Annotated in this window: 20 protein-coding genes, 1 tRNA gene and 1 pseudogene; 12 read left to right on the top strand and 10 right to left on the bottom strand. The window is 64.3% G+C overall.

The annotated features are described in order from the left end of the window. Positions 1 to 8 precede the first annotated feature (8 nt). Together B2Z70_RS03055 and B2Z70_RS03050 are read right to left on the bottom strand one after the other, a co-directional pair. The gene (locus tag B2Z70_RS03055; protein WP_009801294.1) at positions 9 to 551 is read right to left on the bottom strand and encodes a GNAT family N-acetyltransferase; all 543 of its coding nucleotides are present in this window, start codon (positions 549 to 551) and stop codon (positions 9 to 11) included. Beyond that, positions 548 to 1,381, bottom strand: a complete 834-nt coding sequence (locus B2Z70_RS03050; protein WP_292980862.1) for a sulfurtransferase — start codon at positions 1,379 to 1,381, stop codon at positions 548 to 550. The genes B2Z70_RS03055 and B2Z70_RS03050 overlap by 4 nt, the downstream gene beginning before the upstream one ends. 118 nt (positions 1,382 to 1,499) lie before the next feature. Between B2Z70_RS03050 and B2Z70_RS03045 the strand changes: the two genes are divergently transcribed. The 4 genes from B2Z70_RS03045 to murD all read left to right on the top strand — a co-directional run bounded on the left by B2Z70_RS03045 (position 1,500) and on the right by murD (position 6,242). Then, positions 1,500 to 2,669, top strand: coding sequence for a CaiB/BaiF CoA transferase family protein (locus B2Z70_RS03045; protein WP_292980859.1), 1,170 nt, complete (start codon positions 1,500 to 1,502; stop codon positions 2,667 to 2,669). Between the two features lies 1 nt (position 2,670). Further along, positions 2,671 to 3,543 (top strand): crotonase/enoyl-CoA hydratase family protein, encoded by an 873-nt coding sequence (locus B2Z70_RS03040; protein ID WP_292980856.1) that lies wholly within the window; start codon positions 2,671 to 2,673, stop codon positions 3,541 to 3,543. 87 nt (positions 3,544 to 3,630) lie between these two features. Continuing rightward, positions 3,631 to 4,920, top strand: coding sequence for a tyrosine--tRNA ligase (tyrS, locus tag B2Z70_RS03035; protein ID WP_292980853.1), 1,290 nt, complete (start codon positions 3,631 to 3,633; stop codon positions 4,918 to 4,920). 5 nt (positions 4,921 to 4,925) lie between these two features. Next, a complete protein-coding gene (gene murD / locus B2Z70_RS03030; protein ID WP_292980850.1) occupies positions 4,926 to 6,242 on the top strand; it encodes a UDP-N-acetylmuramoyl-L-alanine--D-glutamate ligase in 1,317 nt (438 codons plus the stop codon). A 61-nt stretch (positions 6,243 to 6,303) separates the two neighbouring features. Here the strand turns inward: murD and B2Z70_RS03025 are convergent, their stop codons facing one another. From B2Z70_RS03025 to B2Z70_RS03015, 3 genes are read right to left on the bottom strand one after another with little or no spacing between them, the layout of a single operon-like run. Further along, the gene (locus B2Z70_RS03025; RefSeq protein ID WP_292980847.1) at positions 6,304 to 7,647 is read right to left on the bottom strand and encodes a MurL-like N-terminal domain-containing; all 1,344 of its coding nucleotides are present in this window, start codon (positions 7,645 to 7,647) and stop codon (positions 6,304 to 6,306) included. Between the two features lie 50 nt (positions 7,648 to 7,697). After that, entirely contained in the window at positions 7,698 to 8,471 is a 774-nt protein-coding gene (locus tag B2Z70_RS03020; protein WP_292980843.1) for a putative hydro-lyase, read from the bottom strand. Positions 8,472 to 8,530: 59 nt separating this feature from the next. Further along, positions 8,531 to 9,958, bottom strand: a complete 1,428-nt coding sequence (locus tag B2Z70_RS03015) for a LytTR family DNA-binding domain-containing protein (RefSeq protein WP_292980841.1) — start codon at positions 9,956 to 9,958, stop codon at positions 8,531 to 8,533. A 177-nt stretch (positions 9,959 to 10,135) separates the two neighbouring features. Between B2Z70_RS03015 and B2Z70_RS03010 the strand changes: the two genes are divergently transcribed. Continuing rightward, positions 10,136 to 11,182, top strand: coding sequence for a serine hydrolase domain-containing protein (locus B2Z70_RS03010; RefSeq protein WP_292980839.1), 1,047 nt, complete (start codon positions 10,136 to 10,138; stop codon positions 11,180 to 11,182). Between the two features lie 184 nt (positions 11,183 to 11,366). Here B2Z70_RS03010 and B2Z70_RS03005 read toward each other — a convergent pair whose 3' ends face one another. After that, on the bottom strand, positions 11,367 to 11,978 hold the full coding sequence (locus B2Z70_RS03005; RefSeq protein WP_292980836.1) for a DNA-3-methyladenine glycosylase family protein: 612 nt from the start codon (positions 11,976 to 11,978) through the stop codon (positions 11,367 to 11,369). A gap of 135 nt (positions 11,979 to 12,113) precedes the next feature. On the opposite strand from B2Z70_RS03005, the gene B2Z70_RS03000 reads away from it, so the two are divergent. From B2Z70_RS03000 to B2Z70_RS02990, 3 genes and pseudogenes are all read left to right on the top strand, one after another. Continuing rightward, positions 12,114 to 14,216, top strand: coding sequence for a TonB-dependent siderophore receptor (locus B2Z70_RS03000; protein WP_009801305.1), 2,103 nt, complete (start codon positions 12,114 to 12,116; stop codon positions 14,214 to 14,216). Positions 14,217 to 14,233: 17 nt separating this feature from the next. Then, positions 14,234 to 14,821 carry a hypothetical protein gene (locus tag B2Z70_RS02995; RefSeq protein ID WP_292980833.1) on the top strand — a complete coding sequence of 196 codons (588 nt, stop codon included), beginning with the start codon at positions 14,234 to 14,236 and terminating at the stop codon, positions 14,819 to 14,821. A gap of 8 nt (positions 14,822 to 14,829) precedes the next feature. Then, a pseudogene (locus B2Z70_RS02990) lies at positions 14,830 to 15,930 on the top strand (PepSY-associated TM helix domain-containing protein); the annotation flags it as partial. Between the two features lie 413 nt (positions 15,931 to 16,343). On the opposite strand, the gene B2Z70_RS02985 reads toward B2Z70_RS02990, so the two are convergent. From B2Z70_RS02985 to B2Z70_RS02970, 4 genes are all read right to left on the bottom strand, one after another. After that, complete coding sequence (locus B2Z70_RS02985; RefSeq protein WP_292980827.1) at positions 16,344 to 16,775, bottom strand: hypothetical protein; 432 nt, start codon at positions 16,773 to 16,775, stop codon at positions 16,344 to 16,346. A 251-nt stretch (positions 16,776 to 17,026) separates the two neighbouring features. After that, positions 17,027 to 17,115, bottom strand: a tRNA-Leu gene (locus tag B2Z70_RS02980). Positions 17,116 to 17,210: 95 nt separating this feature from the next. Then, complete coding sequence (locus B2Z70_RS02975; RefSeq protein ID WP_009801311.1) at positions 17,211 to 17,831, bottom strand: ATP-dependent Clp protease proteolytic subunit; 621 nt, start codon at positions 17,829 to 17,831, stop codon at positions 17,211 to 17,213. A 137-nt stretch (positions 17,832 to 17,968) separates the two neighbouring features. Then, entirely contained in the window at positions 17,969 to 18,721 is a 753-nt protein-coding gene (locus B2Z70_RS02970) for a competence/damage-inducible protein A (RefSeq protein ID WP_292980822.1), read from the bottom strand. Between the two features lie 71 nt (positions 18,722 to 18,792). Between B2Z70_RS02970 and sfsA the strand changes: the two genes are divergently transcribed. The 4 genes from sfsA to map all read left to right on the top strand — a co-directional run bounded on the left by sfsA (position 18,793) and on the right by map (position 22,618). After that, a complete protein-coding gene (gene sfsA, locus B2Z70_RS02965) occupies positions 18,793 to 19,494 on the top strand; it encodes a DNA/RNA nuclease SfsA (RefSeq protein WP_292980819.1) in 702 nt (233 codons plus the stop codon). Next, entirely contained in the window at positions 19,491 to 20,000 is a 510-nt protein-coding gene (locus B2Z70_RS02960) for an acyl-CoA thioesterase (protein ID WP_292980816.1), read from the top strand. The genes sfsA and B2Z70_RS02960 overlap by 4 nt, the downstream gene beginning before the upstream one ends. 89 nt (positions 20,001 to 20,089) lie before the next feature. Further along, entirely contained in the window at positions 20,090 to 21,694 is a 1,605-nt protein-coding gene (locus tag B2Z70_RS02955; RefSeq protein ID WP_009801315.1) for a M28 family metallopeptidase, read from the top strand. 99 nt (positions 21,695 to 21,793) lie between these two features. Next, positions 21,794 to 22,618, top strand: a complete 825-nt coding sequence (map, locus tag B2Z70_RS02950) for a type I methionyl aminopeptidase (RefSeq protein WP_009801316.1) — start codon at positions 21,794 to 21,796, stop codon at positions 22,616 to 22,618. Positions 22,619 to 22,700 lie beyond the last annotated feature (82 nt).

Below are 22,700 nucleotides of genomic sequence, written 5' to 3'. Positions count from 1 at the left end.
AAAAGCGCTCAGAGCGGTTTAACAAAATACACGGTGTCGATGCCGACGCCACGATCATCCTTAAGGCGTAATCTTTCTTCAAAGCCCAGCTGGGCGATGAGCGGCAAATGGGCGGCGTTGGTGCTCCAGGTGCGGGTCGCGACCGAGGGCTCTGCGGACCAGCTCTGCGCCAGTTCAAACAGTCGCGCATAAAGCTGTCGCGCCAGCCCCCGTCCCCGCGCCGATTCGGCGACGATCAGGGTGGACAGATAGGCCGCAACCGTCAGCTCAAGCGCATCAAGGCGCTTGTCCCGCGCCACGCTCATCATGCCGAGCACGCGCCCGTCTTCCGCTGCCGAGATAAGGGCGTGCTGCTGGATCGAGGTCCAATAGGCGTCCGGCTTGGCGTCCAGCACCTCGCCGGCGCCCACCGACAGGCCTTGCTCCGGCGTGCGCGCCCGCAAGGGCGGCCAGAAGGCGTCATCGGCTTCAAGCACCAACGCCCACACATCCGCGCGAACAGCGTCTGGCGCCTCCGCCAGCGTGTCATGCACCGTAAACGTCACGCTCATGCCGGGCCGGTCTCAACCGGAAGGTCGCGGGCGCCCCAATCGGCCCAGCTGCCGTCATAGAGGCGCACATCGCGGAAACCGGCGCTCAGGAAGGCCGCGCTGAGGATCGCCGCGGTCACGCCCGACCCGCAGGTCGTGATGATGCGCGTGTCGCGGCTGATGCGCGGCAGCGCCGCTTCCAGCGCGTCTTCGGTCTTGAGCTTGCCTTCTGGCGTCAGAAGCTGAGGGAAGGGCAGATTGATCGAACCGGGGATATGGCCTGACTTGAGCCCCTTGCGCGGTTCGGGCTCCGTGCCCTCAAACCGCCCCTTGGAACGCGCATCCACAACCAACGCCTTGCCCGACCGGGTGGCGTGGGAGACATCCTCCCAGGTCACCGTGTCGTCCCAGATCATCCGCGGCGTGCGCTCAATGGCGGGATGGCGGCGGAAAATCTCGCCGCTTTCAATCGCGCCGCCCGATTTGCGCCAGGCGCTCAGCCCGCCATCCAGAATGCGCACATCGCAGCCAAAGCGGCGGAAGGTCCACCAGACCCGCGCGGCGCCCACCATCGAGGTCTGGTCATAGATGATGAATTTCTCTCCGCCGCTCAGCCCATGCCAGCTGAGCCAGCGGGCGAAGGCCGCCGCGCCGGGCGCCATGTGCGGCAGGGTGGAAGTGGCGTCGCAAACGCCATCGATATCGAAATAGACCGCGCGCGGCAGGCGGCGTTCCTCGAACACCTCCTCGCCTGTCATGCCCGATCCGGGCAGGAACCAGCTCGCTTCCACAAATACAGGGTCTGCTTCGGCCAGCGCCTGTATCGCGCTGATTGTCACCGTTTCCCGCATCAGGGCGATTCTCCCGAACTAATCGTATTCACCGTACCAGCTTGTCTTGTCCGCGCCATCTGGCTGGGCCAGTCTGGACGAAATGACGCGAAAAATCGCGCGCTTACGGGAGGAAAACATGACCCCAGCCACACCCCTGGCCGGGCTGAGAGTGCTTGACCTGACGACCGTCGTCGCCGGACCAATCGCCAGCCTGACCCTCGCCCAGCAGGGCGCCCATATCATCAAGGTCGAACCACCGGGCGGTGATCTTGTCCGCCGCCTGGGCTTCATCGCGAAAGACGGCTCGAGTTCCACCTTCCAGACGCTCAATCGCGGCAAGGCGCTGATCAGTCTTGATCTTTCCACCGAAGACGGCCGCGCCGCCCTGGCCCCGCTGGTCGAGCAATCTGATGTGGTCATGCACAATTACCGCCCGGCGGCGGCGAGGAAGCTGGGCCTCGACGCCGACAGCCTGCGCGCCCGACATGACGGGCTGATCGTCGCCGAAGTGACGGGCTTCGGCCCGTGGGATCCCTTGAGCGATGTGCGCGCCTATGACCCGGTGATCCAGGCCGAAAGCGGGCTCGCAGCCCGCCCGGACAAGCCCGAGCCCGAGCTGTACCCCCAGTATATCTGCGACAAGGTGGCGGGGCTCTATCTGTGCCAGGCGATCACCAGCGCCCTTGTGGGCCGCGAGCGTGATGGCGCGGGTCGTCATGTGGCCGTCTCCATGCTGGAAGCCGCCCTCGCCTTTTCCTGGATGGATGTGCACATGCCGCTGACGCTGAAGGACCCGCTTCAGCCCGGCCCCAACATCGCCAAGGTCTATCGCCCCTGGAAGGCGGCCGATGGCTGGTTCGTCGTGGTGATGTTGTCAGAAAAGGAATTCGGCGCTTGGTGCGAAGTGGTCGGGGCGCCTCAGCTGCTCGATGATCCGCGTTGTGCGGACATGGCCAGCCGCTTCATCAACTGGGATTTCATCCGCGAAACCTGCGCGCCGCTGGCCGAACACCAGTCCGCCGATGACCTGCTCAATCGCCTGCGCAAGGCAGGCGTGCCAGCGGGCAAGGTGAATACCTCTGACGATATTCTGAATCATCCCCAGCTCGCCAATAGCGGTTTCATCTATGAGGGCGAAGCGGACGGGCCAGGCCCTGTGCGCCTGCCCGGCGCCGCGGCGCGCTTTGACGGCGAACGTCCCGGTCAGGGCGCGACCTGTTCGGGTCAGCTGGGCGCGGACACCCGCATGGTTCTTGAAAAAGCCGGGGTGGATGACGCCCTGATCGCACGTATTTGCGGAGACTGAGATGAGCGAGTTTTCCACGCTTCTGTACGCCGTCGAGGGTCGTGTCTGCACGATCACCCTGAACCGCCCCGAGCGCCTGAACGCCATCAATGACGCCATGCCCGGCGACATTTCCCGCGCCATCAAGACAGCCGAACGCGATCCGGCGGTGCATGTGATCGTCCTGCAGGGCGCGGGCAAGGGCTTCTGCGGCGGCTATGACCTCAAGGATTATGCCGAACGCGAGGGCGAACTGCCGGGCAGTCAGGACATGCCCTGGGATCCGATGATCGATTATGCCTTCATGCACCAGAACACGCTCGACTTCATGAGCCTGTGGCGCTGTCACAAGCCCACCATCGCCCGCGTGCACGGCGCAGCGGCGGCGGGCGGCTCGGATATCGCGCTGTGCTGTGATTTCGTGATCATGGCCGAGGATGCGCGCATCGGTTATCCGCCGGCCCGCGTCTGGGGCGTGCCGACCCCGTCCATGTGGGTCTATCGCCTCGGCCCCCAGCAGGCCAAGCGCATGATGATGACCGGCGAGCTGATCGACGGCAAAGAGGCCGAGCGTATCGGGCTGGCGCTTGAAGCCGTGCCCGAAGCCGAGCTGGACGCCGCCGTCGAGCGCCTGGCCGGGCGGTTGCAGGGCGTGCCAAAGAACCAGCTGATGATGACCAAGATGGTGGTCAATCAGGCCTATGAGACCATGGGCATTTCCAACACCCAGATGCTGGCGACCGTCTTTGACGGCATTTCGCGACACTCGCCCGAGGGCATGTGGTTCCGTCAGCGCGCCCAGGAGGTCGGATTCAAGCAGGCCGTCGCCGAGCGTGATGGCGGCGGCCCCATCGCGGCCGAGGTGGAGAAGACGCCCTATGACCGCATGGAATGACTGAGCCGAACGCCATGACGGCGTTGCAAGACGGGATGGGGGCGGCTAAGCCGAAAGCCTGACTGTCCCTCCCGCCAAGAGAGCCTCATGAGCGTTCGCCTCGCAGACCCCAAAGCCACGCCCTTCCTCGCTGATATGGAAGCCCGCGGCCTTCTCAACCAGAAGACCCCTGAGCTGACCGACGCCTATATCACTGAGCATAGGCCGGCGATGTATGTGGGCTTTGATCCGAGCGCGCCGAGCCTGCATGCGGGCAATCTGATGCCGCTTCTGGGCATGGACCGCTACCGCCAGCGCGGCGGTCAGGTTGTGGTGCTCTTGGGCGGCGCGACGGGCCTCATTGGCGACCCGTCCGGCAAGGACGCCGAGCGCAATCTTCAGACCGAAGACGTGGTCGAGGCCAATATCGAGGGCCAGCGCAAGCAGTTCGAACGCCTGTTCGCGCTGACCGACGGGCCGGAGCCCATCTACGTCAACAACGCCGACTGGTGGCGGAAGATGGATGTGGTCAGTTTCCTGCGCGATGTGGGCAAGCACTTCTCGGTCAACGCCATGCTGACCAAGGACTCGGTGCGCAACCGTATCGAGAACCGCGATCAGGGCATCTCCTTCACCGAGTTCTCCTACCAGCTGCTGCAGGGCTATGACTTTGTGCACCTGCACCGCACCCACAATGTCCAGATCCAGATGGGCGGTTCGGACCAGTGGGGCAATATCGTGGGCGGCGTCGACCTGATGCGCCGCATCGAGGGCGTGCAGGCCCATGCGGTCACCTACCCGCTGCTGACCAATTCGGAAGGCAAGAAATACGGCAAGTCCGAAAAGGGCGCGGTCTGGATCGATCCGGACCTGACGAGCCCTTATGAATTCTACCAGTTCTGGCTCAACAGCGCCGACGCCGATGCGCCGAAATTCCTGAGCTGGCTGACCGATGTGGATCTGGGCCAGCTTGAAGAGCTGACCCAGGCCGAGCCGCATCTGCGCCTGCCGCAAAAAGCCCTCGCCGAGCTTCTGACCGCACGCGTGCATGGCCAGAAGGCCGCCGATCTCGCGATTGAAGCCTCCACCGTGATCTTCAAGGGCAAATCGGACAATTTGAGCGTCGAACTGATCGACATGATCGCCCGCGCCGTGCCGACGCTGGACGCCCCGGCCGGAGAGGAGCTGAAGCTGATCGACGCCATGGTGGATGAAAGCGTGCAGGCCGCCGCATCCAAGGGCGAGGCGCGCCGCCTGCTCAAGCAGAATTCTGTCTCGCTCAATGGTCAGAAAGTGCAGGACGAAAACGCCGATGTGCGCGAGCACCGTACGGGCGCCGGCGCCGTGGTGATGAGCGTGGGCAAGACCAAGCGCTTCCTCATTCGTTTTAACGGATAATCGACATGACGCCGCTGTCCGAGTTCGACGCCGTCTTCATCTGGGGCTTCGGCAAGGAAGGCCGCGCCGCGCTCAACCATGTGCGCACGCGCTCTGAAGCCGCGCTCTATGTGATTGACGCGAAAGAGCCTTCCGACCTGCCGGACGGGGTTGAGTACGTCGCGCAGGACGATCTGGCGCAAGTCATCGAGAAAGCGGGCCAGTCCCTGATCGTGAAATCGCCGGGCGTGTCGCTCTATGATGCGCGCCTGGCTGAAGCGATGGATCTGGGCGCGGAGCTCACGAGCCAGACCAATCTGTGGTTCGCCTCCAAACCCGCCCATCAGACCGTGATCGGGGTGACGGGCACCAAGGGCAAGTCCACCACCTCGAGCCTTCTGCATCACATGCTCAAGGCGCTCGATGTGAACGCGGTTCTGGCGGGCAATATCGGCGAGCCGGTGATCGACACGTCCGAGGACGCCGAGATCGTGGTGCTGGAGCTGTCGAGCTATCAGATCGCCGACCTCGTCCATGCGCCAGACTGGTTCATCTTCCTCAACCTCCTCAATGATCACGCGCCCTGGCATCGCGGCGTCGAGCAATACCGCCGCGACAAGGCGCGGCTCGCCATGCTCGATCCCAATGCGCGCGGCGTGATGAGCGCCAGGGATTCCCGGCTCAACGCGCTGTTCGTCCATCGTCCCAACACCGTCTGGTATGACCAGAGCGAAGGCTTTCATGCGCCCGACGGCGTGATCCATCATGGCGCTGAAGCTTGGGGCCGCATCCCCGCCTTGCCCGGCGCCCATAACGCGGCGAACGCCTGCGCGGCCTTGGCGGTGATCGAAGGATTGGGGCTGAGCGCCTATGAAGCCTTCGAGAGCCTTTCAAGCTTCAAGGGTCTGGCGCACCGGCTCGAAACCGTTCACACGCTCTATGGCGTCGATTTCATCGACGACACGCTGTGCACCACGCCGCAATCCTGCCTGCTCGCCTTGGCGGCGTTTCCGGACCGACCCATCAGCCTGATCCTGGGCGGGGAAGACCGCGAGCAGGACTATGCACCGCTCGCTGAAGGCCTGCGCGATGAGACCCGGATCAAGGCCATTGTGACCATTCCCGAGAACGGTCCGGCCATCATTGATGCGCTGAAATCAGGTCCGCATGCGGATATAACCACTTACGAGCCTGACTTTGAGCTGGCCGTGAAGCGCGCTTACGAAGCCCTGCCCGAAGGCGGCATCGTGATGATGAGCCCGGCGGCCCCACGGGGCGCGGCCTTTACCTATTTCGGCGCCCGCGGCGACGCCTTCACGCAAGCTGCGAAGAAGCTCGGGTAAAACGCGCTCACTGATTCAATTCAGGGTTTGGGCTTTCAGACGCGCAACTTCACGCACCGGATCAGCTTGCCGCCATAAGCTCGGCGACCGGTCCCGGCATACGATGCTCGGAGCGGGCGTCGAGCGCCTGCGCCCAGGCCAGCTCCAGGTCTGCGCGATCCCACTGAGTGAACAATTCACCCTCAATCGACTGTATCAGCGGGGCTTTCGCCCACTCCGCATCACTCAGAAGGTGGGTTATCGCGGCGGCGACTTCGCGCCGCTCCCCGACGCACTCCCAGGGCTTGGCGTCGGTCAGACCGGCGATCTCGCGCAGGAAGTCGAGATTCCTGGGATCATGGAGGGGCTGGCTCTGGAAGACCCGCGCATGACGCTCCACCGGCAGGAAGGGCGCCAGCAGCACGGCGGTGTAGACGCACTTGGCGCATTCCCCACACCAGCGCCGGTCCCTGGGCAGGGCGTTGGGCCCGGCGAACACGAAATTGCGGTTGCAGCTGGCGAAAATCTCGAGCGCATCCTCGCCTGCCGTGGCCAGATAATGCGCAGTCCACAATTCGCTGACCGGGCGCAGGATCGAGAAATAAGTCACCGGCACGGCGTTGGCCGCGAAGGCGTTGCGCAGCGCGTCCTCGAACTCGAGGGATTTGGAGAACTGGTGGTTCACCGGATGGCCGTTGCTCTCCATGGTCGGCTCGCTGGCCGCACGCTCATTGGCGAACACTACCCAATCCAGCCCCTTGGCGGCGGCGTAAAGCGTCATCAGACAAGAGTTTACGCCCGTAATCGGAATATGGCCGTTCAGCGCCCGACCTGACCGGCTCAGCTCGATCAGGTGCGGGTCAATCCGGCGCCGGATCAGCGTCACCGGCGCCTCGCTCATCGCCACAAGGCGTTCGCCCACGCTGTCAGACAGGATCAGGGAGACCTGTTCGACCTCGGCCCCCACCGCCTTGATGACGCTGGCGGCCACATGGCTGTCCTTGCCGCCGCCAAAGGCGACCGCGGCGCGCACATCCTCCGTCTTGCGTGCGGGCGTCTGGAGCGCGTCCATGCGAGGTTCAGCCTTGATGGTGAATTCAGGCGGATACGGCAGTTCGTTGCGTACATAGAACTCGCCCAGCCCCGGCCCGTACGCCAGCTCAAACAGGTGACGTTCTGCGTCGGTCAGCGCGAAATCGGGCTCGATCAGGTTGGCCGGCGCGGCCTTGTAATAGCTCGTCCCGATCAGGATGGCGCACATGCGCACCAGACCCGCAAGCACGCTGCGATCCAGGCGGTCAAAGTCCGCCTCCTCGGGAAACACGACCGTCTCTGTAAACGCGCCAATGCCGGGAACATCATATTCGAAGGCGTACCCGTTCTGCCCATCAAGGCGTCTGGGGAAGCAGAGGCGGAAGGAGGTCATGACGGCTCGCGAAATTCGGTGTTGGACAGACCCTAGCGGGCCTTGCGCGCTTAAACCACCGCGTCGCGCTGCGCCGTGATGATCATGTGGCCGGGCTTGTGGAAAACCGCCAGCTCCGGCTTGGCGTCCAGAACCACCGCCTGCGGGGTGACGCCGCACGCCCAGAACACCGGCACATCGCCTTCTTCCAGTACGGGCGCGTCGCCAAAATCAGGCGTCATCAGGTCGGCGATGCCGATCTCCGCCGGATCGCCGGCATGGACGGGCGCGCCGTGGCTGCCCGGAAACCGTCCGGTAATTTCGCTGACCCGCTCCACAAGCTCGGCCGGATATCCCCGCATGGAGACGACCATGCCGCCCGCAAACGGCCCAACCGGCGTGCACTCAAGATTGGTGCGATACATGGGCACATTGCGGCCCGCATCGATATGGCGAACCGGCAGGCCTTCGGCCAGAAGCGCATGTTCGAAGGTGAAGGAACAGCCCAGCAGCAAAGCGACCAGGTCTTCGCGCCACAGCTCGGTCAGGTCCGTGCGCTCCTCGCTGAACTCGCCATTGCGGAACACCTCAAAGCGCGGCGCATCGGTGCGCACATCCACATCCAGCTTGGGGATGGTCGGATCGCCCGGCTCGCTCATGCCCAGAAGCGGACAAGGGCGCGGGTTGAGCTGAGTGAACAAGAGGAAGTCATACGCCATGGAGGCCGGCAGAATCACCAGATTGGCCTGGGCGAAGCCCGGGCACAGCCCGGTGGTGGGCTGGTCAAAGGCGCCGGATCGGACAGCGGCCATATGGGCGTCACGAAGTGAATGCGGGTCAGTCATTGCGAAGTCCTTGATCTGACGCCAGTTCACGTCAGTTCAGCGCAGCACGCAAGCCATGATTAACGACTCATTGCATCCCGGACCGCATCGACGCGAGAACGCCCCACCGGCGCCTCGGCGCCACCAACAAGGCTGAGCGCATAGCGACTGCCCGGACGGGTCAGCAACGCCTCCGCCTTGGCCATGTTCACCGCATAGGAGCGATGCACGCGCAGAAGTCCCGGCCCGGCCTCCTCCAGCACCGCCGCCAGACCGCGCTGATCGAGCAGCCAGTCGCCGCCGCAGCGATGCACCTCGGTGTAATTGCCTGCGGCCTTCAGATACAGCACGTCCTCAAGCGCGACCCGGTGCAGGCGCCCGGTGGATTGCACCGTCAGCGCCGCCTGTTGCGGCGTGGCGTCGGTCGCCTGTGGTGCAGCGGCGGGCGATAAGAGGTCCGGCGCCCGCACCATCCACACCCCCAGCGCCACAGCGGTGATGGCGTAAACGCCCAGATCGATGAACCGCCCGGGCGCCACAAGGTTCAGGAACAGCAGCGCAATCCATACCCCCGCCATAGCCAGGGCGTTGCGGTCGAGCCGAATGCCAGCGAGCAGAGTCCACACCAGACTGCCCAGCAAGGCGCACATGGTCAGTAGGATGATCTTGCCGTCATAGCCGTCAAACAGGAGCACGCCCAAAAGGGCGCAGGCGGTCGTGATCCCGATGGCGGCGCGGCTCCAGACCCGCCCCAGCACCCAGCGCTTGACCAGAAAGCCCAGACAGCCCGCTGAAAAGCCCGCCATGCCCATCAAGATCACGGCCTGTCGGGGCTGATGCCAGCTATAGGGATAATTGACATAGGCGCGCGAGATTTCCGCGAGCGCGGCGATGACCAGAGCGCCCAGACCCGCCGCCAGCCAATACAGGGCTTTGTCCGCGCGGTCCTGTCCCAGACGGATCAGCCCCACGGCCAGAACGACCAGAATGCCCGCCAGCCCCAGCGTCGGCGCATAAAGGCGCAAAGACCGCCGTGCATCGGCGCGATAGGGCGTGGTGCCCACGGTTTGCAGGATCACCGCCGGATCATAGCCCGCGCGCGTGCTGGAGACCTCAAGCTCGATGATATTACCGCTGGGACGGATCAGGTTCGACGGCAGCGCGATCAGGCTGTCGATCGGCCCGGCCCGCTCTGGCCCGTCCGGGCCGAGGGGACGGCCCTTGGCCCCCACCCTCTCGCCATTCAGAAAAGCCAGAGCGGAAAACGGTCCCGACAACTCGAGCGCCATGGGGGCGCCGGTCTCAAACGCTTCATCGGGCGCCGCCCAGCGCACACGTACGACGCCTTGCGCCGGATCGACGCGCCATATCTGTGCGCTTGCCCAGTCTGAAGAGACCGAAGGATCGGCGCCCGGCGCCAGAACGCTGACCTCGCCCGCGCGCCAGATCAGCGTCTCTTCACCCGGCCAGGGAGCGATCAGGATCAGGGCGCAGACCAACGTCGCCAAGGCGGCTTCCCAAGGACGCAGGGTTTGCCCGATGCGGGCTGTCAAAGCCTTGAGCTGTTCACCCCGCATTTGAGCATTTCGTCCTTTTCAAGTTTCGCGGGCGCAAAACCGCCTGCAGACAGAGGGTGTTGGCGGTCACCGCCTCTCCCCACGCAAACGACAACAAGGACGCCTTTAATGCAAACCCTCATTGCCGCACTCGGCTCCGCCGCGCTGATCACCCTTCCGGCGATGGCCCAGAGCCAGACCGAAACCGCCCAGGCGATCTTTGATCAGTTCGCCGCCGGTTATCCCGCCCTCAACGCCACGGTGATGGTGAATGGCGAGATCGTCTTTGAAGCCGAGGGCGGCACGATGCGCAGCGATCACGATGGCGTCGATACGGACTATAACGTCTATTCAACGGCGAAAATGTTCACCGGCCTCGCCTTCGCCCGGCTGGAAGCCCATCAGGGGCTCGATCTCGATCAGTCCGTTCGCAATATCGATCCCGCCCTGCCCGACCCTTATCAGGACGTGACCTTGCGCCAGCTCCTCAGCCATACCGCAGGCGTGCGCGGCTATACCGGTGATACCGACTGGATCGCGTTCAATGATCTGCGTTGCGAGCTGCCGTCAGACGCACTGGGCCATTTCATCAACGATCCGCTGATCCATGCGCCCGGCGCACGCCATGAGTACACCACTTATGGCTTTGTGCTGTTGAGCCATCTGCTGGTCGAACTGACGGGCGCGGACAGCTTTGACGCCGCCATGGAGCAAACGCTGGGCGACGCCTATCTGGCGCACAAGGATTCCCTGACTGCCGACAAGGCCACGCCCTATTTTGACGCCGGTGAAGGTCTTGAACCCATGCCCCTGTCAGCAGAGTGCAAATTCGGCGGCGGCGGTCTGATCGCCTCCAGCCGGGATCTGGCGGCCATGGGGTCCGCTCTGGTGGAAGGCCAGCTCTTGAGCGCTGAAGAAATTGACGCCGCCTTCCAGCCGATCCAGACGACGGGTGGTGACGCCGTGAGCTATGTCTACGGCATGGAAGCGGGTTTTGAGCCGAGCCTGAACCTGCATTACGCCGCCCATTCCGGCGGCAGCCCGGGCGGCCGCAGCTTTGTGATGGCCTATGTGGAGCCGCAAGTGGTTGTCGCCACAACCGGAAACGCCGACGGCGACAATCATTACCCGCTCGCCCTGGCCCTGGCGGACCTGTTCGCAGGCTACGCCCGATAAAGTCATCGGGCGCCCGGCTTGCACCAGGCGCCCGATCCAGGCGGAAACCAATGCGGTCGCTGCAGGCCGACCGATTGGTCCGCCACGGATGCGATCCGGATCAGCCCCGCTCACATGGCGCTGATCAGGGACCAGCACCGCATAAGAAACGCGCGCCGAGGCTTTTCGTTCACCGATCGTGCAATCACAGATCCGGCGGCGCGTCGGCATGGCGCCACATATAGCGCGCCAGATAGGAGCGATAGGGCGCAAACCGCGTCGCCGTCCGGACGGTCTTGCGGCGCTTGCTCGTCAGCTTTTCCAGGGTCTTGCGCGCCGTCACATCCCCATCAGGCCAGATATCCGGTTCGCCGAAATAGAAGATGTTGGCCATGTCCGCCGTCCAGCGGCCCACGCCCCAGATTTCGACCAGCCGGTCAGACCGCGCCTGAGGCGGCATCGCCCTGAGAACATCGGCCTCGAGCGCGCCCTGCCGGTTCGCCTCGGCAATGGCGAGCAGGGTCTTCACCTTGGCGCCGGACAAACCGCAGGCGCGCATCCGGTCGGCTTGATTCTCACAGAAGGTCTCAAGCAGGCTGTCCTGCGTCTCGCTCAACGCAGCAACCCGCGCCCAAATGGAGGCCGCGGCCTTCACGCTCAATTGCTGACCAGCCACAGAGCGGCACAGGGATAAAGGAAAGGCCAGACTCGGAGCGCGCCAGGGCGCCAGCAGGCCCTGCCGCGCAATGGAATGATGAAGCTCCGGGCTCAGATCCGCCGCAGCAGACAGGCAATGGTCGTGGGCATGCTGGGTCATGCCCCTATCGGGCCTGTTCGCGGAGAGACGGTCAACTGCGCGAGCCATATCGATTCTGCAATTCATTCTCATTTTATATTGATATTGAGAATGACACGCATTAAGCAGGCCGCAGATTTGATACGGGGTTTTCTCATGACTTTCCGCTCCTCCCTGCTGGGCGCCTGCGCGCTCATGACGCTGGCGACTTCCGCCCATGCGCAAACCGAGACGAACACGTCCGGTGAAACCGAAGATGTGATCGTGGTCACGGGCGCTCTGGGCGCGTTCGGCGCCACCAAGTCCAGCGCGCCGATCCTGGAGACCGCACGCTCTGTGTCGGTCGAGACGTCCTATGACTTCATCTCGCGCGGCGCCCTGAACCTCAGCGACACGCTCAATTACACCTCGGGCGTGCTAGGCCAGGCTTATGGCTTCGCCACCCGCGGCGATTTCTTCACCGTGCGCGGGCTCGACGTGCCGGAATATCGCGACAATCTTCAGGCGCTGTTCGGCAATTACAACAACACCCGTCCCGACCTTTACACCATCGACCAAGTGGAAGTGCTCAAAGGGCCGGCCTCTGTGCTCTATGGCCAGGGCTCTCCGGGCGGCATTGTGAACCTTGCTTCCAAGGTCGCAGGACCGGATCTCGGTCAGGAGATCGTGGCGAGCTATGGCACGCATGACCGCGCCGAACTCGCTGGCGATTTCAGCACCACGCTGATCGAGGACACGCTCCATGCCCGCTTTGTCGGCGTGGTGCGCGACAGCGACACCCAGGTCGATTACGTCAATGACGACGCAATTGCGCTGGCGCCGTCCCTCACCTGGACGCCGGGCGAGAACACCGAAATCAACCTGCTGTTCAACTATGATGACCGCGACGGCGACGCCGCCGGCCAGTTCATCCCGCTGACCGGCACCTATTATCCCGGCCCCAATGGCGAGACGATCGAGCCGAGCACCTATCTGGGCGAGCCTGGCTTCAACACCTATGAGACGGACTCCACCGCCCTCACCGTGATCGGCAGTCACCGTCTCAATGACATCTTCACGCTGGAAGGCACGGCGCGCTGGCGCGATTCCGGTTCCACCTATCGACAGACCTGGGTCGCCTTCGCTGGCGCAGGCGTTCCGCGCATCCTGCCCAATGGCGACAGCCGGTATGGCCGCCGCTGGTATGACAGCGAAGCCAGCTCCAAACAGCTCGCCTTCGACACGCGCGTGCGCGCAGATTTCGTGACCGGCGCGTTCGAGCACGAGGTTCTGGGGGGCGTGAACTATCAGAATGTCGAGCTGGACAGCGAGTCCTCCTACCTCCTGCAAGGCACGATCAATGTCTTCAATCCGGTCTATGGCGACGGTCTGCCGACCCAGGCCGAGATCGACGCCGTGCGCAGCTACACCTCCAGCGAGACCGACTATTGGGGCTTCTACCTGCACGACCAGATTTCCTGGGGGAACTGGATCTTCAATGCCGGACTGCGCGCTGATGAGGTGAGCAATGAAACCGGCGCCGTGAGCCAGGATGATGACGCGGTCACCTATTCGGTCGGGCTTCTGTACGCCTTCGATAACGGGTTCTCGCCCTATGTCAGCTATGCGGAATCCTTCGAGCCGGTGATCGGCATCGACAGCTTCACCAATCAGGCGCTCAACCCGCAGGAAGGCGAACAGGTCGAGATCGGCGTGAAATACCAGCCCGCCGGGACCCGCACCTATCTGACGCTGGCCTGGTTCGACATCACCCAGACCAACCTGCCGAACCCGGTCGCCCTCCCGACCGCACCGTCCCAGCAGGAGGGCGAAGCCAGCGTCACCGGTTTCGAGTTCGAAGGCGTGACCACGTTCGAGACCGGCTATGGCGACCTGAAGCTGGATGCGGCGCTGACGCTTCTCGACACCGAAGACGCCAACGGCATTCCCTTCTCGGTGATCCCTGACGAGCAGGCCTCGCTGTGGGCCGAGTTCCGCCCCGCCGCGCTTGACGCCCTGCGCATCGGCGCCGGCGTGCGCTATGTCGGCGAACGCGAGAGCAATGGGGTCAGCGTCGTCAATGGCGACATCGTGCGCATCGTGTCTGACAGCTACACCCTCGCCGACCTCCTCATCGGCTATGAGCTTGAGGACTGGAGCGTCGCTCTGAACGTCCGCAACCTCTTCGACGAAGCGTATTACGGCAGCTGCCTGGCGCGGGGCGATTGCTTCCCCGGCGAGGAGCGCACCGTCAATCTGCGCGTCGCGAAACGCTTCTAGGATCGAGTGCTGAGATCGTGGCGACCTCTTCGATAGCAGCACTGATCGTCGGACTGGCGCTGGGCCTTCTGGGCCTGGCGCTGGTCCGTCAGTCCTGGCTCAGGCGTCAGACCCGGCATACGGGTCTGATGGCGACGGGCTGGAGCCTGATGATCCTTGCCACAGCCCCCCTCGTGGTCGCGCTTGGCCCCGATCTGGGCGTTACCACTGCTTTCATGGCGCCCATGCTCGGCGCCATTGCGCTTTTGAGCCCGGGCATGACCCAGCCCGTCGGGGCAGCCTCAAACGCCGTCAGTCCGGCGAGCGCATCACGCACGCATTGGCTGGCGAGCTTGCGCACCCTCATCGTGTGCCTGCTGGCCGGTCCTGCCGCCCTGACCGTGACGCTGATTGCATCCATCGCCCTGCTTCGGATGACACAGGGCATTGGCTGGACCATGCCGGACAGCCTGTTGTTGGTCTTCCTGTTCGCGCCTCTCGCCTGGGCCGGGCTCGCCGTCATCAGCGCGCTCGACGCCCCCTTGCGCTGGCGCAGCGCCAGCCTCGCAGCCCTTGCCGCCGTGTTCGCCATCCTGGCGCTTCTACTTCCGCCTTCCATTTCGTGAGACGTCCCATGGCCGCCCCTGCCCGCCCTTCGATCTGGCCTGACCTGTCCGCCAAGCTGGTGGCGCGCATGCTGTCGGCCCATGCCGGCCTCGGCGTCATTCTGGGCGCCCTGCTCTACATCGTCTCGCTGAGCGGGGTTCTCGTGGTTTTCCACGCCGAGTTCGCCCGCTGGGAACAGCCGCATATCGTTGAGAGGCAGAGCGTGTCGCCCGAGCTGGCGCAAAGCGCAGCGCAGAGCGTGCTCGATCATGCGCGCGCCATGGACGATACCCCCGACGAAATCATGATCTTCATGCCGACCCCGGACTCACCGCGTCTGGCGGGCGGCTATGACGACAGCTACTGGTTCATCGATGATCAGGCCCGGCTGGGCGAGCGGATCGATCACGGCTTTTCCGAATTCCTGATCGACCTGCACTACTATCTGCACCTGCCCTCCACGCTCGGCCTGATCGTCGTGGGCCTGATGGGCGTGATGATGCTGGCGCTGGTGGTCTCGGGTTTTCTGGCCCATCCGCGCGTGTTCAGGGACGCCTTTCGCAGCCGCAAGCCCGGCAATGGCCAGCTCAGCCTGGCGGATCGCCACAACCGGCTGTCGGTCTGGGGCGCGCCCTTTCATGTCATGATCCCGCTGACCGGCGCCGCCCTGGGGCTGGCGACGATTGTCGCTTTGGTGCTGGCCCAGTCCGAGCCCGAAATGACAGTGACGGACATGTTCGACACGGTGTTCGGCGCGGGCGCCGAACAGACGGCGCCCGCCGGCCCCCTGCCGGACGCCGCGCAGGCCTTGCGGGTGGTGGCAAAAGACTTCGCCGAAGACGGGCTGATCCCGTGGATCATCCAGATCCACCATCCGGGCGAGGACGAGCAGACGCTGCAGATCCTGACCGCCGCGCCCGACCGCCTGATCTTCGGCGAATACCTTCAGTTCTCACCCGATGGCCGCTTCATCGGCCAGACCGGGCTAGAGAACGGGGAGTTCGGTCAACAGGCCATGGCGTCCGTCTACAACCTGCATTTCGGCAATTGGGGCGGCGTGCCGGTGAAGCTGGTCTATGTGGTGCTGGGCCTCGCCCTGTGCGTGGTGTGCGTCAGCGGCGTTCAGCTCTGGCTCTACAAGCGCGCCCGCAAGAAAGGCCCCCAGCCCCGGCTTGAACGCGCCTGGATCGCCCTGGTCTGGGGACCGGTGGCGCTGATCGGACTGTGCCTGACGCTGGATCGGGTCTTCGGGATTGCAGATTCGCTGCTGGCGCCGGTCTTCTGGATCGGCCTGGTCGCCCTCGCCGGTCTCAGCCAATTCGCCCCCTCCAAGGCAGGACTGTCCTGCGGTCTCAAACTGACAGGAGCAACGCTGCTCCTGATTGGCGCCAGTGCGCATTTCCTGGCCTATGGGGCCAGCGGCTATCAGAACCCGGCCGCCTGGGGCGTGTTCGCGGGCATCATCCTGAGCGCCCTGCTGCTGACAGGCGACGCACTGCGCCAACCTCGCGCCGAGGCGATGCCTGCCGTGGTCCCGGGAGACTAGATCAGGGCCACGGAGTCTTCATCGTGATCAGGCAGGGGGTCCGAAATTGAGCCGTCGCATCCCAGCCAGCCCAGCACATCGCTCCAGTCGGTGAAAGAGCGCGCATCCACGGCGCGTTCTCGCAAGAGATCCACCATGAGCGCCGCTGGGCGGCTGTTCCGTCCGCTGCTGAGATAGCTGACCCGTAATCCGGGCGGCGCATGGATGCTCATGCTCAAGGCCAGCTCTGAATACTCGTTGATCAAACGCCGCAGGACCGCCGCCCTGTAATCAATGATGAGACCGCTCAGAAACGGGCGAGCGAGCCGCCTTGCCAGATCCCGGATCAAAGCCGCAGACTGCTCGAGCGTACCCCCTGCCCCCAGAGCGAGGTACCAAACCCTTGGCGCTTCACAGATCAGCTGACTGGCGTAGACGGGATGCTTCATCCTGCCGTCTTGCCCGATTATAATTTAATAACTTCTGAGCGATTTGAGCGACGAGGCGCCCCTACTGCGCACGCCCCAATACCCAGCCGCAGGCTTGCTCGGCCAAAGGCAGCCCGCATCCAAGCTACGATCAACCGAGTGACCGCAAGGAAGAAGGGCAAACCCGAGCCCAACGGGCTCGCAAGGGCGACCGCCCGCCCGCAGCGTCAGCGAGGATCGACCGAGCGGAGCGAGGGAGAACAAGAAACAGATGGTGCGGGCGGCCGGAGTCGAACCGGCACGGGCGTTGCCGCCCAACGGATTTTAAGTCCGGTGCGTCTACCAATTCCGCCACGCCCGCCGCGTGTGTTGCGCGAACACCGTTCGTTCTGAATACGAAACGGGCCGGACTTTTCCAAGTCCGGCCCGCTGTCGTTTGGCAGAAAGATAAGGCGGTTAGCGCTTGATCTCGTCCTGGCTGGTGATGATCTTGCCGCACAGGCCATATTCAACCGCATCCTTGGCCGAAAGCCAGAAATCGCGGTCGGTGTCCTTCTCGATCTGATCGAGCGACTTGCCCGTGGCGTCGGCGAAAATCTGGTTCAGACGCTGACGCATGGAGCGCATCTCCCGGACCTGTATCTCGATGTCGGACGCCATGCCGCCCGCGCCGCCGGACGGTTGGTGGAGCAAGAAGCGGGTGTTGGGAAGCGCGTAGCGGTCTTCCTTATTGGCGCCCACATAGATCAGCGCCCCGGCGCTCGCCACCCAGCCCGAGCCGAGCACGATCACGCGCGGTTTGATGAACTTCATGGTGTCGTGGATCATGTCGCCCGATTCCACATGACCGCCCGGAGAGGATATGACCATCAGGATCGGGTCGTCGGACTTGGCCGCCAGCGCGAACAGCTGGGCGCAGACCTCACGCGCCGTCTTGTCCGAAATGCCCCCGGTGATCAGGATGGTCCGGCTCTCAAACAGCGCCTTGCCCACATAATCGGGGGTTTTCGGCGCGTTATTGTCTTCGCCGTCTTCGTCGTCATTGCGGATGATCGGGTCGGTATAGCCGTAAGACATCAGCGGCGGTCCTCAAATCAGGCTGGAAGCCCTGAAGCTCAGGGCCGGTAAGGCAGGTTCAGGCCAAAACGTAAGATGGCCCGCGCGGGACGGCAAGCATGGCCTCCAGCGCGTTAAGGCGCGGTTGCTCCCCGCGCCTATTGCGCGAGCCGGTGCAGCGCCTGCTCCACCTCCGCCAGCGCCTCCGGATCCACGCCCCGCGCGACGAGCGCCACGCCGCGGGTGATGGAGCCGTCCTCGGTCTCCTGGAACCAGGGATAGGAGCCCAGCGACACTGCCGGATAATCGATCTGCAGCTGGCCCAGCGCTTCGGCCAGATCACCTTCCCGCGCGCCCTCGAGCCGCACCGTGACAGACTGGGTGACAGCGCCCCGGGTCAGGCGCGGCGCGACATCCTCCAGCATGCCGCGGGCGATCTTGGGGACCCCGGCAAGGACGAAGACATTCTCGATCTGGAAGCCCGGCGCCCCGGTGACCGGATTATCGATCAGGATTGCGCCCTCGGGAATGCGCGCCATGCGCAATCGCGCGGTCGTGACCTCGGTCTTGGCGCGGGCGTACCAGTCTTCCAGGATGGCGAGCGCATCGGCCCGCACGTCTATGCTGCGTCCGAAGGCGGCGGCGACCGCGTCGGCGGTGATGTCGTCATGGGTGGGCCCGATGCCGCCCGTGGTGAAGACATAATCGCACCGCGCGGACAGCGCCTGAACCGCCTCGATGATGGCGTCCTGGTCATCGGAGACGATTCGCACTTCCTTGAGGCCGATACCCAGCGGCGCCAGGAATTCGGCGATCTGCTGCACATTGATGTCACGGGTGCGGCCCGACAGGATTTCATCGCCAATGACGACAATCCCCGCGCTGACGGTCTTGTTCCCGGTTTCACTCATGGCCGCCCCTCTCTTGCGTGCGTGGTCGGGCAGACTATGGTCCGCCCCTTCCCGCTCTCCAAGGTCTTGTGATGCGATTTCCCGCTCCGCTCCATCCCGGCGTCCTGATCAAGCGCTATAAACGCTTCCTGGCCGATGTGACGCTGGACACCGGAGACACCGTCACCGCGCACTGTCCCAATCCCGGCTCCATGATGGGATTGAAGGAGCCGGGCAGTCGCTGCTGGCTCAGCCATGCCGACGACCCCAGACGCAAGCTCAAATACACCCTGGAGGTTCTAGAAGCCGACGGCGCCCTGGTGGGCATCAACACCCACCGCCCGAATGCGCTGGCGGAAGAGGCCATCCGGGAAGGACGCATTCCCTCCCTGTCCGGCTATGGCAGCCTCAGGCGCGAGGTGAGATACGGCGTCAATTCGCGCATCGACCTGTTGCTCGAGAGCGAAGACCGGCCGGCCTGCTATGTGGAGGTGAAGAACTGTCATCTCATGCGCACCCCGGGGCTGGCGGAGTTTCCGGACAGCGTGACGACACGCGGCGCCAAGCATCTGGGCGAGCTCAGCGAGATGGTGCGTCAGGGCCATCGCGCGGTGCAGCTCTTCATCGTGCAGCGTCCTGATTGCGAGGCGCTGTCCACGGCGGAGGACCTGGATCCCGATTACGCCCAGGCTCTGTGTGACGCTGCGGCTGCAGGCGTCGAGGTCCTCGCCTGGGCGTGCGCAGTGACGCTGGACGGGATAGAGGTGATCCGCGAGATCGAGGTGAGACTGTGAGCGAGACCCACGTGCTGAACCCTGAAGACGCCGGCTGGGACCTGCCCCGGCCCTTCATCCTGCCCGTCACGGTGAAGACGGAGGATATCGACGACTTCGATCACGCCAACAATTCGGTCTATCTGCGCTGGGCGGACCAGACCGCCTGGGCGCACTGGGAGGCGGACGGCTACACCCGCCGAAATTGCCGCGATCTTGATCGCGGAATGGCGATCCTGCGCACCGAGGCGGACTATCTGGGGCATTGCCGCAAGGACGAGGCCATTGCATGCGCCGTGTGGATCGCCCGGTCAGACGGCAGATTGCGCGCCGAGCGCTGGTACCAGTTCCGTCGCGTCTCGGACGGAGAGACCGTTTTCCGCGCCGTCACGAAACTGGTCTGCTTCCAGCTCAGCACAGGCAGGCCGGCGCGAATGGTGGACAGTTTCGCCCGCCATTACGGCAAGCCCGCCGAGGATCTCAGCCAGGCGGCGGACGCGCTGGACGCCCGCCTGAAACGCGGCTGAAAACCGGCCCATCTGCGCATTACAGACCGGAAAGTTTTCCCGCCGCCTGGACAGGCCTATAGTCCGCGCGTGATTAAGGGGAGACTTTCATGCGTTCCATTCTTGCTGCTGCGGCCAGCGCCCTTGTGCTGACCGCCTGCGCCACCGTCCCGGCGCCCGAACAGGCCCAGACCCAGACCGCTGCGCCGGTTGTGGCGGCGTCCTCCATCGAAGCCCATATCCGCTTCCTGGCTGACGACCTGCTTGAGGGCCGGGAAGCCGGTGAGCGCGGCTATGACATCGCCGCCGCCTACATGGAGAGCCAGTTCCGCCTGATCGGCCTCGAGCCGGGCGGCATGGACGGCTATCGCGCGCCGGTTCCGCTTCAGGTGATGTCCGCGAACCAGGACGAGGCGAGCTTCGTTCTCAACGGCGAATCCCTGACCCCGGGCCAGGACTTCGTCGTGTCCGCACATGCTGCGCTCGATGAAGCCAGCATCGAGGCGGACGCCGTCTTCGTCGGCTATGGCCTCGACGCGCCGCAACTGGGGCTTGATGATTACGAGGGCCTCGATGTGGAGGGCAAGATCGTGGTGGTGCTGATGGGCACGCCGGGCGAGCTGCCGTCTGACATTTCCGCGCACCTCAATTCCAGCCGCACCAAGGCGCAGTACGCCGCCGACAATGGCGCGATCGGCATGATCGCCGTGATGCCTGAGGGTCTGTCGCGCTTCACCTTCGAGCGCATGGCGCCCTACGCCGCCGGCGAGAGCATGACCACCGAAGCCGCCTCCGCCGCCTCGGAGCTGCAGGTGCGCGCCGCCATTTCCGACGCGGTTGCAACGCGCATGTTCGAAGCGGCCGGTCAGGACTATGCCGCCATGGTCGAGGCCGCCATCAATGGCGAGACGCCCGAGGGCTTCGACTTCAACCAGACCCTCGCCCTGTCCGCCAAGACCGAGCGCGAAATGGTCTATTCCGACAACGTGGTCGGCGTTCTGCCGGGCTCTGATCCGGCCCTGGCCGACCAGCCGGTGATCGTGACCGCGCACCTCGACCATATCGGCATCTGCCGCCTGGAAGAGGATGTGGACCGGATCTGCAACGGCGCGCTCGACAATGCGTCGGGCTCGGCGATCATGATCGAGACCGCCCGCGCCATGGCCGAGATGGAGCGCCAGCGTCGCCCGGTGATCTTCGTCGGCCTGACCGCAGAAGAAAAAGGCCTGCTGGGTTCGGCGCATATCGCCGCCAACATCACCCCGGCCATGAACGGCATGGTCGCCAACGTCAATCTCGACATGCCGGTCATCCGCTACGAGTTCAACGACCTGATCGCCTTCGGCGCCGAGCATTCCAGCCTGGGCCCGATCGCGGAAGCCGCCGTGGCCAGCGCCGGCGCGACCCTGTCGCCCGATCCGCTCCCGCAACAGGCCCTGTTCGTGCGTTCGGACCACTACAACTTCGTGCGCCAGGGCGTGCCTTCGCTCTTCCTGATGACGGGCTTTTCCAGCCCCAATCCGGAGGATGATGAAGGCCAGGGCTTCCTGAACTTCCTGGGCGGCGACTATCACAGCCCGGGCGATGAAGCCGATGCCGGCGTGATGTTTGACCAGGGCGCCAAGTTCGCCAACATCAACCTCGCCATCATCGAGGCGATCGCCAATTCCGACGAGACCCCGCACTGGAACGAAGACAGCTTCTTCGCCCAGTAGACCCTCGGTACTGCGAACGAATGCGCGCCCGGGCCCGTGGAACATTCCATCACGGCCCGGGCGCGTTTATATAGGGGTCAGGCAACGAACGGATGAGACGTGACTGACACCGGGCTAGAGATCGACGACGCGCCGACGCGCGATGGGCATATCAAGCGCCACAAGCCGGAAGATTTCGACGGCATGCGCAAGGCCGGGCAATTGTCCGCGCGTGCGCTCGACATGCTGGTCGATCATGTAAAGCCCGGCGTCACCACCCAGGAACTCGACGACCTGGTTCGTGAATTCTATCTCGACCACGGCGCGGCTCCGGCCACGATCTTCTATCGCGGCTACACGAAATCGAGCTGCACCTCGATCAATCACGTCGTCTGTCACGGCATCCCCAACAAGAAGCCCCTGCGCGAAGGCGACATTGTCAACATCGACGTGACCTGCGTGCTGGACGGCTGGCATGGCGACACCTCGCGCATGTTCGGCGTGGGCGAGGTCAAGCGCAAGGCGTCCCGCCTTGTCGAAGTGACCTATGAAGCCATGATGCGCGGCATCGAGATGGTCAAGCCGGGCAATACGTTCGGCGATATCGGCGCCGCCATCCAGGAATATGCCGAATCCCAGCGCTATTCGGTGGTGCGTGATTTCTGCGGCCATGGTCTGGGGCGCCTGTTCCACGACGCGCCCAACGTGCTGCACTTTGGCGAGTACGGCACCGGGCCGGTGATCGAGGAAGGCATGTTCTTCACGATCGAACCCATGCTCAATATCGGCAAGCCCGGCGTGAAGATTCTCAATGACGGCTGGACCGCGGTGACCCGCGACAAATCCCTGTCGGCCCAGTTCGAGCATTCGGTGGGCGTGACGAAAGACGGCGTCGAGATCTTCACCAAATCGCCCGCCGGTCTCGATCAGCCGCCCTGCGGCTAGGCGCGAACTTATCCGCCCCCTCTGAAAGTCGAGCCATACTGCTCCTCGTTCCTTCCAAGACGGGCGGCCGGCGCGTTCAGGC

This window comes from Oceanicaulis sp. UBA6590 (genome assembly GCF_002433705.1).
Classification (GTDB): Bacteria; Pseudomonadota; Alphaproteobacteria; order Caulobacterales; family Maricaulaceae; genus Oceanicaulis.
Note: the sequence above shows the minus strand (reverse complement) of the source record. Positions and strands in the feature narration are given on the sequence as shown.

Bases quoted from the DNA above. Each gene is read 5' to 3' on its own strand.
- B2Z70_RS03055 (WP_009801294.1), bottom strand. From the start codon at position 551: ATGAGCGTGACGTTTACGGTGCATGACACGCTGGCGGAGGCGCCAGAC.
- B2Z70_RS03050 (WP_292980862.1), bottom strand. From the start codon at position 1,381: ATGCGGGAAACGGTGACAATCAGCGCGATACAGGCGCTGGCCGAAGCA.
- B2Z70_RS03045 (WP_292980859.1), top strand. From the start codon at position 1,500: ATGACCCCAGCCACACCCCTGGCCGGGCTGAGAGTGCTTGACCTGACG.
- B2Z70_RS03040 (WP_292980856.1), top strand. From the start codon at position 2,671: ATGAGCGAGTTTTCCACGCTTCTGTACGCCGTCGAGGGTCGTGTCTGC.
- tyrS (WP_292980853.1), top strand. From the start codon at position 3,631: ATGAGCGTTCGCCTCGCAGACCCCAAAGCCACGCCCTTCCTCGCTGAT.
- murD (WP_292980850.1), top strand. From the start codon at position 4,926: ATGACGCCGCTGTCCGAGTTCGACGCCGTCTTCATCTGGGGCTTCGGC.
- B2Z70_RS03025 (WP_292980847.1), bottom strand. From the start codon at position 7,647: ATGACCTCCTTCCGCCTCTGCTTCCCCAGACGCCTTGATGGGCAGAAC.
- B2Z70_RS03020 (WP_292980843.1), bottom strand. From the start codon at position 8,471: ATGACTGACCCGCATTCACTTCGTGACGCCCATATGGCCGCTGTCCGA.
- B2Z70_RS03010 (WP_292980839.1), top strand. From the start codon at position 10,136: ATGCAAACCCTCATTGCCGCACTCGGCTCCGCCGCGCTGATCACCCTT.
- B2Z70_RS03005 (WP_292980836.1), bottom strand. From the start codon at position 11,978: ATGACCCAGCATGCCCACGACCATTGCCTGTCTGCTGCGGCGGATCTG.
- B2Z70_RS03000 (WP_009801305.1), top strand. From the start codon at position 12,114: ATGACTTTCCGCTCCTCCCTGCTGGGCGCCTGCGCGCTCATGACGCTG.
- B2Z70_RS02985 (WP_292980827.1), bottom strand. From the start codon at position 16,775: ATGAAGCATCCCGTCTACGCCAGTCAGCTGATCTGTGAAGCGCCAAGG.
- B2Z70_RS02975 (WP_009801311.1), bottom strand. From the start codon at position 17,831: ATGTCTTACGGCTATACCGACCCGATCATCCGCAATGACGACGAAGAC.
- B2Z70_RS02970 (WP_292980822.1), bottom strand. From the start codon at position 18,721: ATGAGTGAAACCGGGAACAAGACCGTCAGCGCGGGGATTGTCGTCATT.
- sfsA (WP_292980819.1), top strand. From the start codon at position 18,793: ATGCGATTTCCCGCTCCGCTCCATCCCGGCGTCCTGATCAAGCGCTAT.
- B2Z70_RS02955 (WP_009801315.1), top strand. From the start codon at position 20,090: ATGCGTTCCATTCTTGCTGCTGCGGCCAGCGCCCTTGTGCTGACCGCC.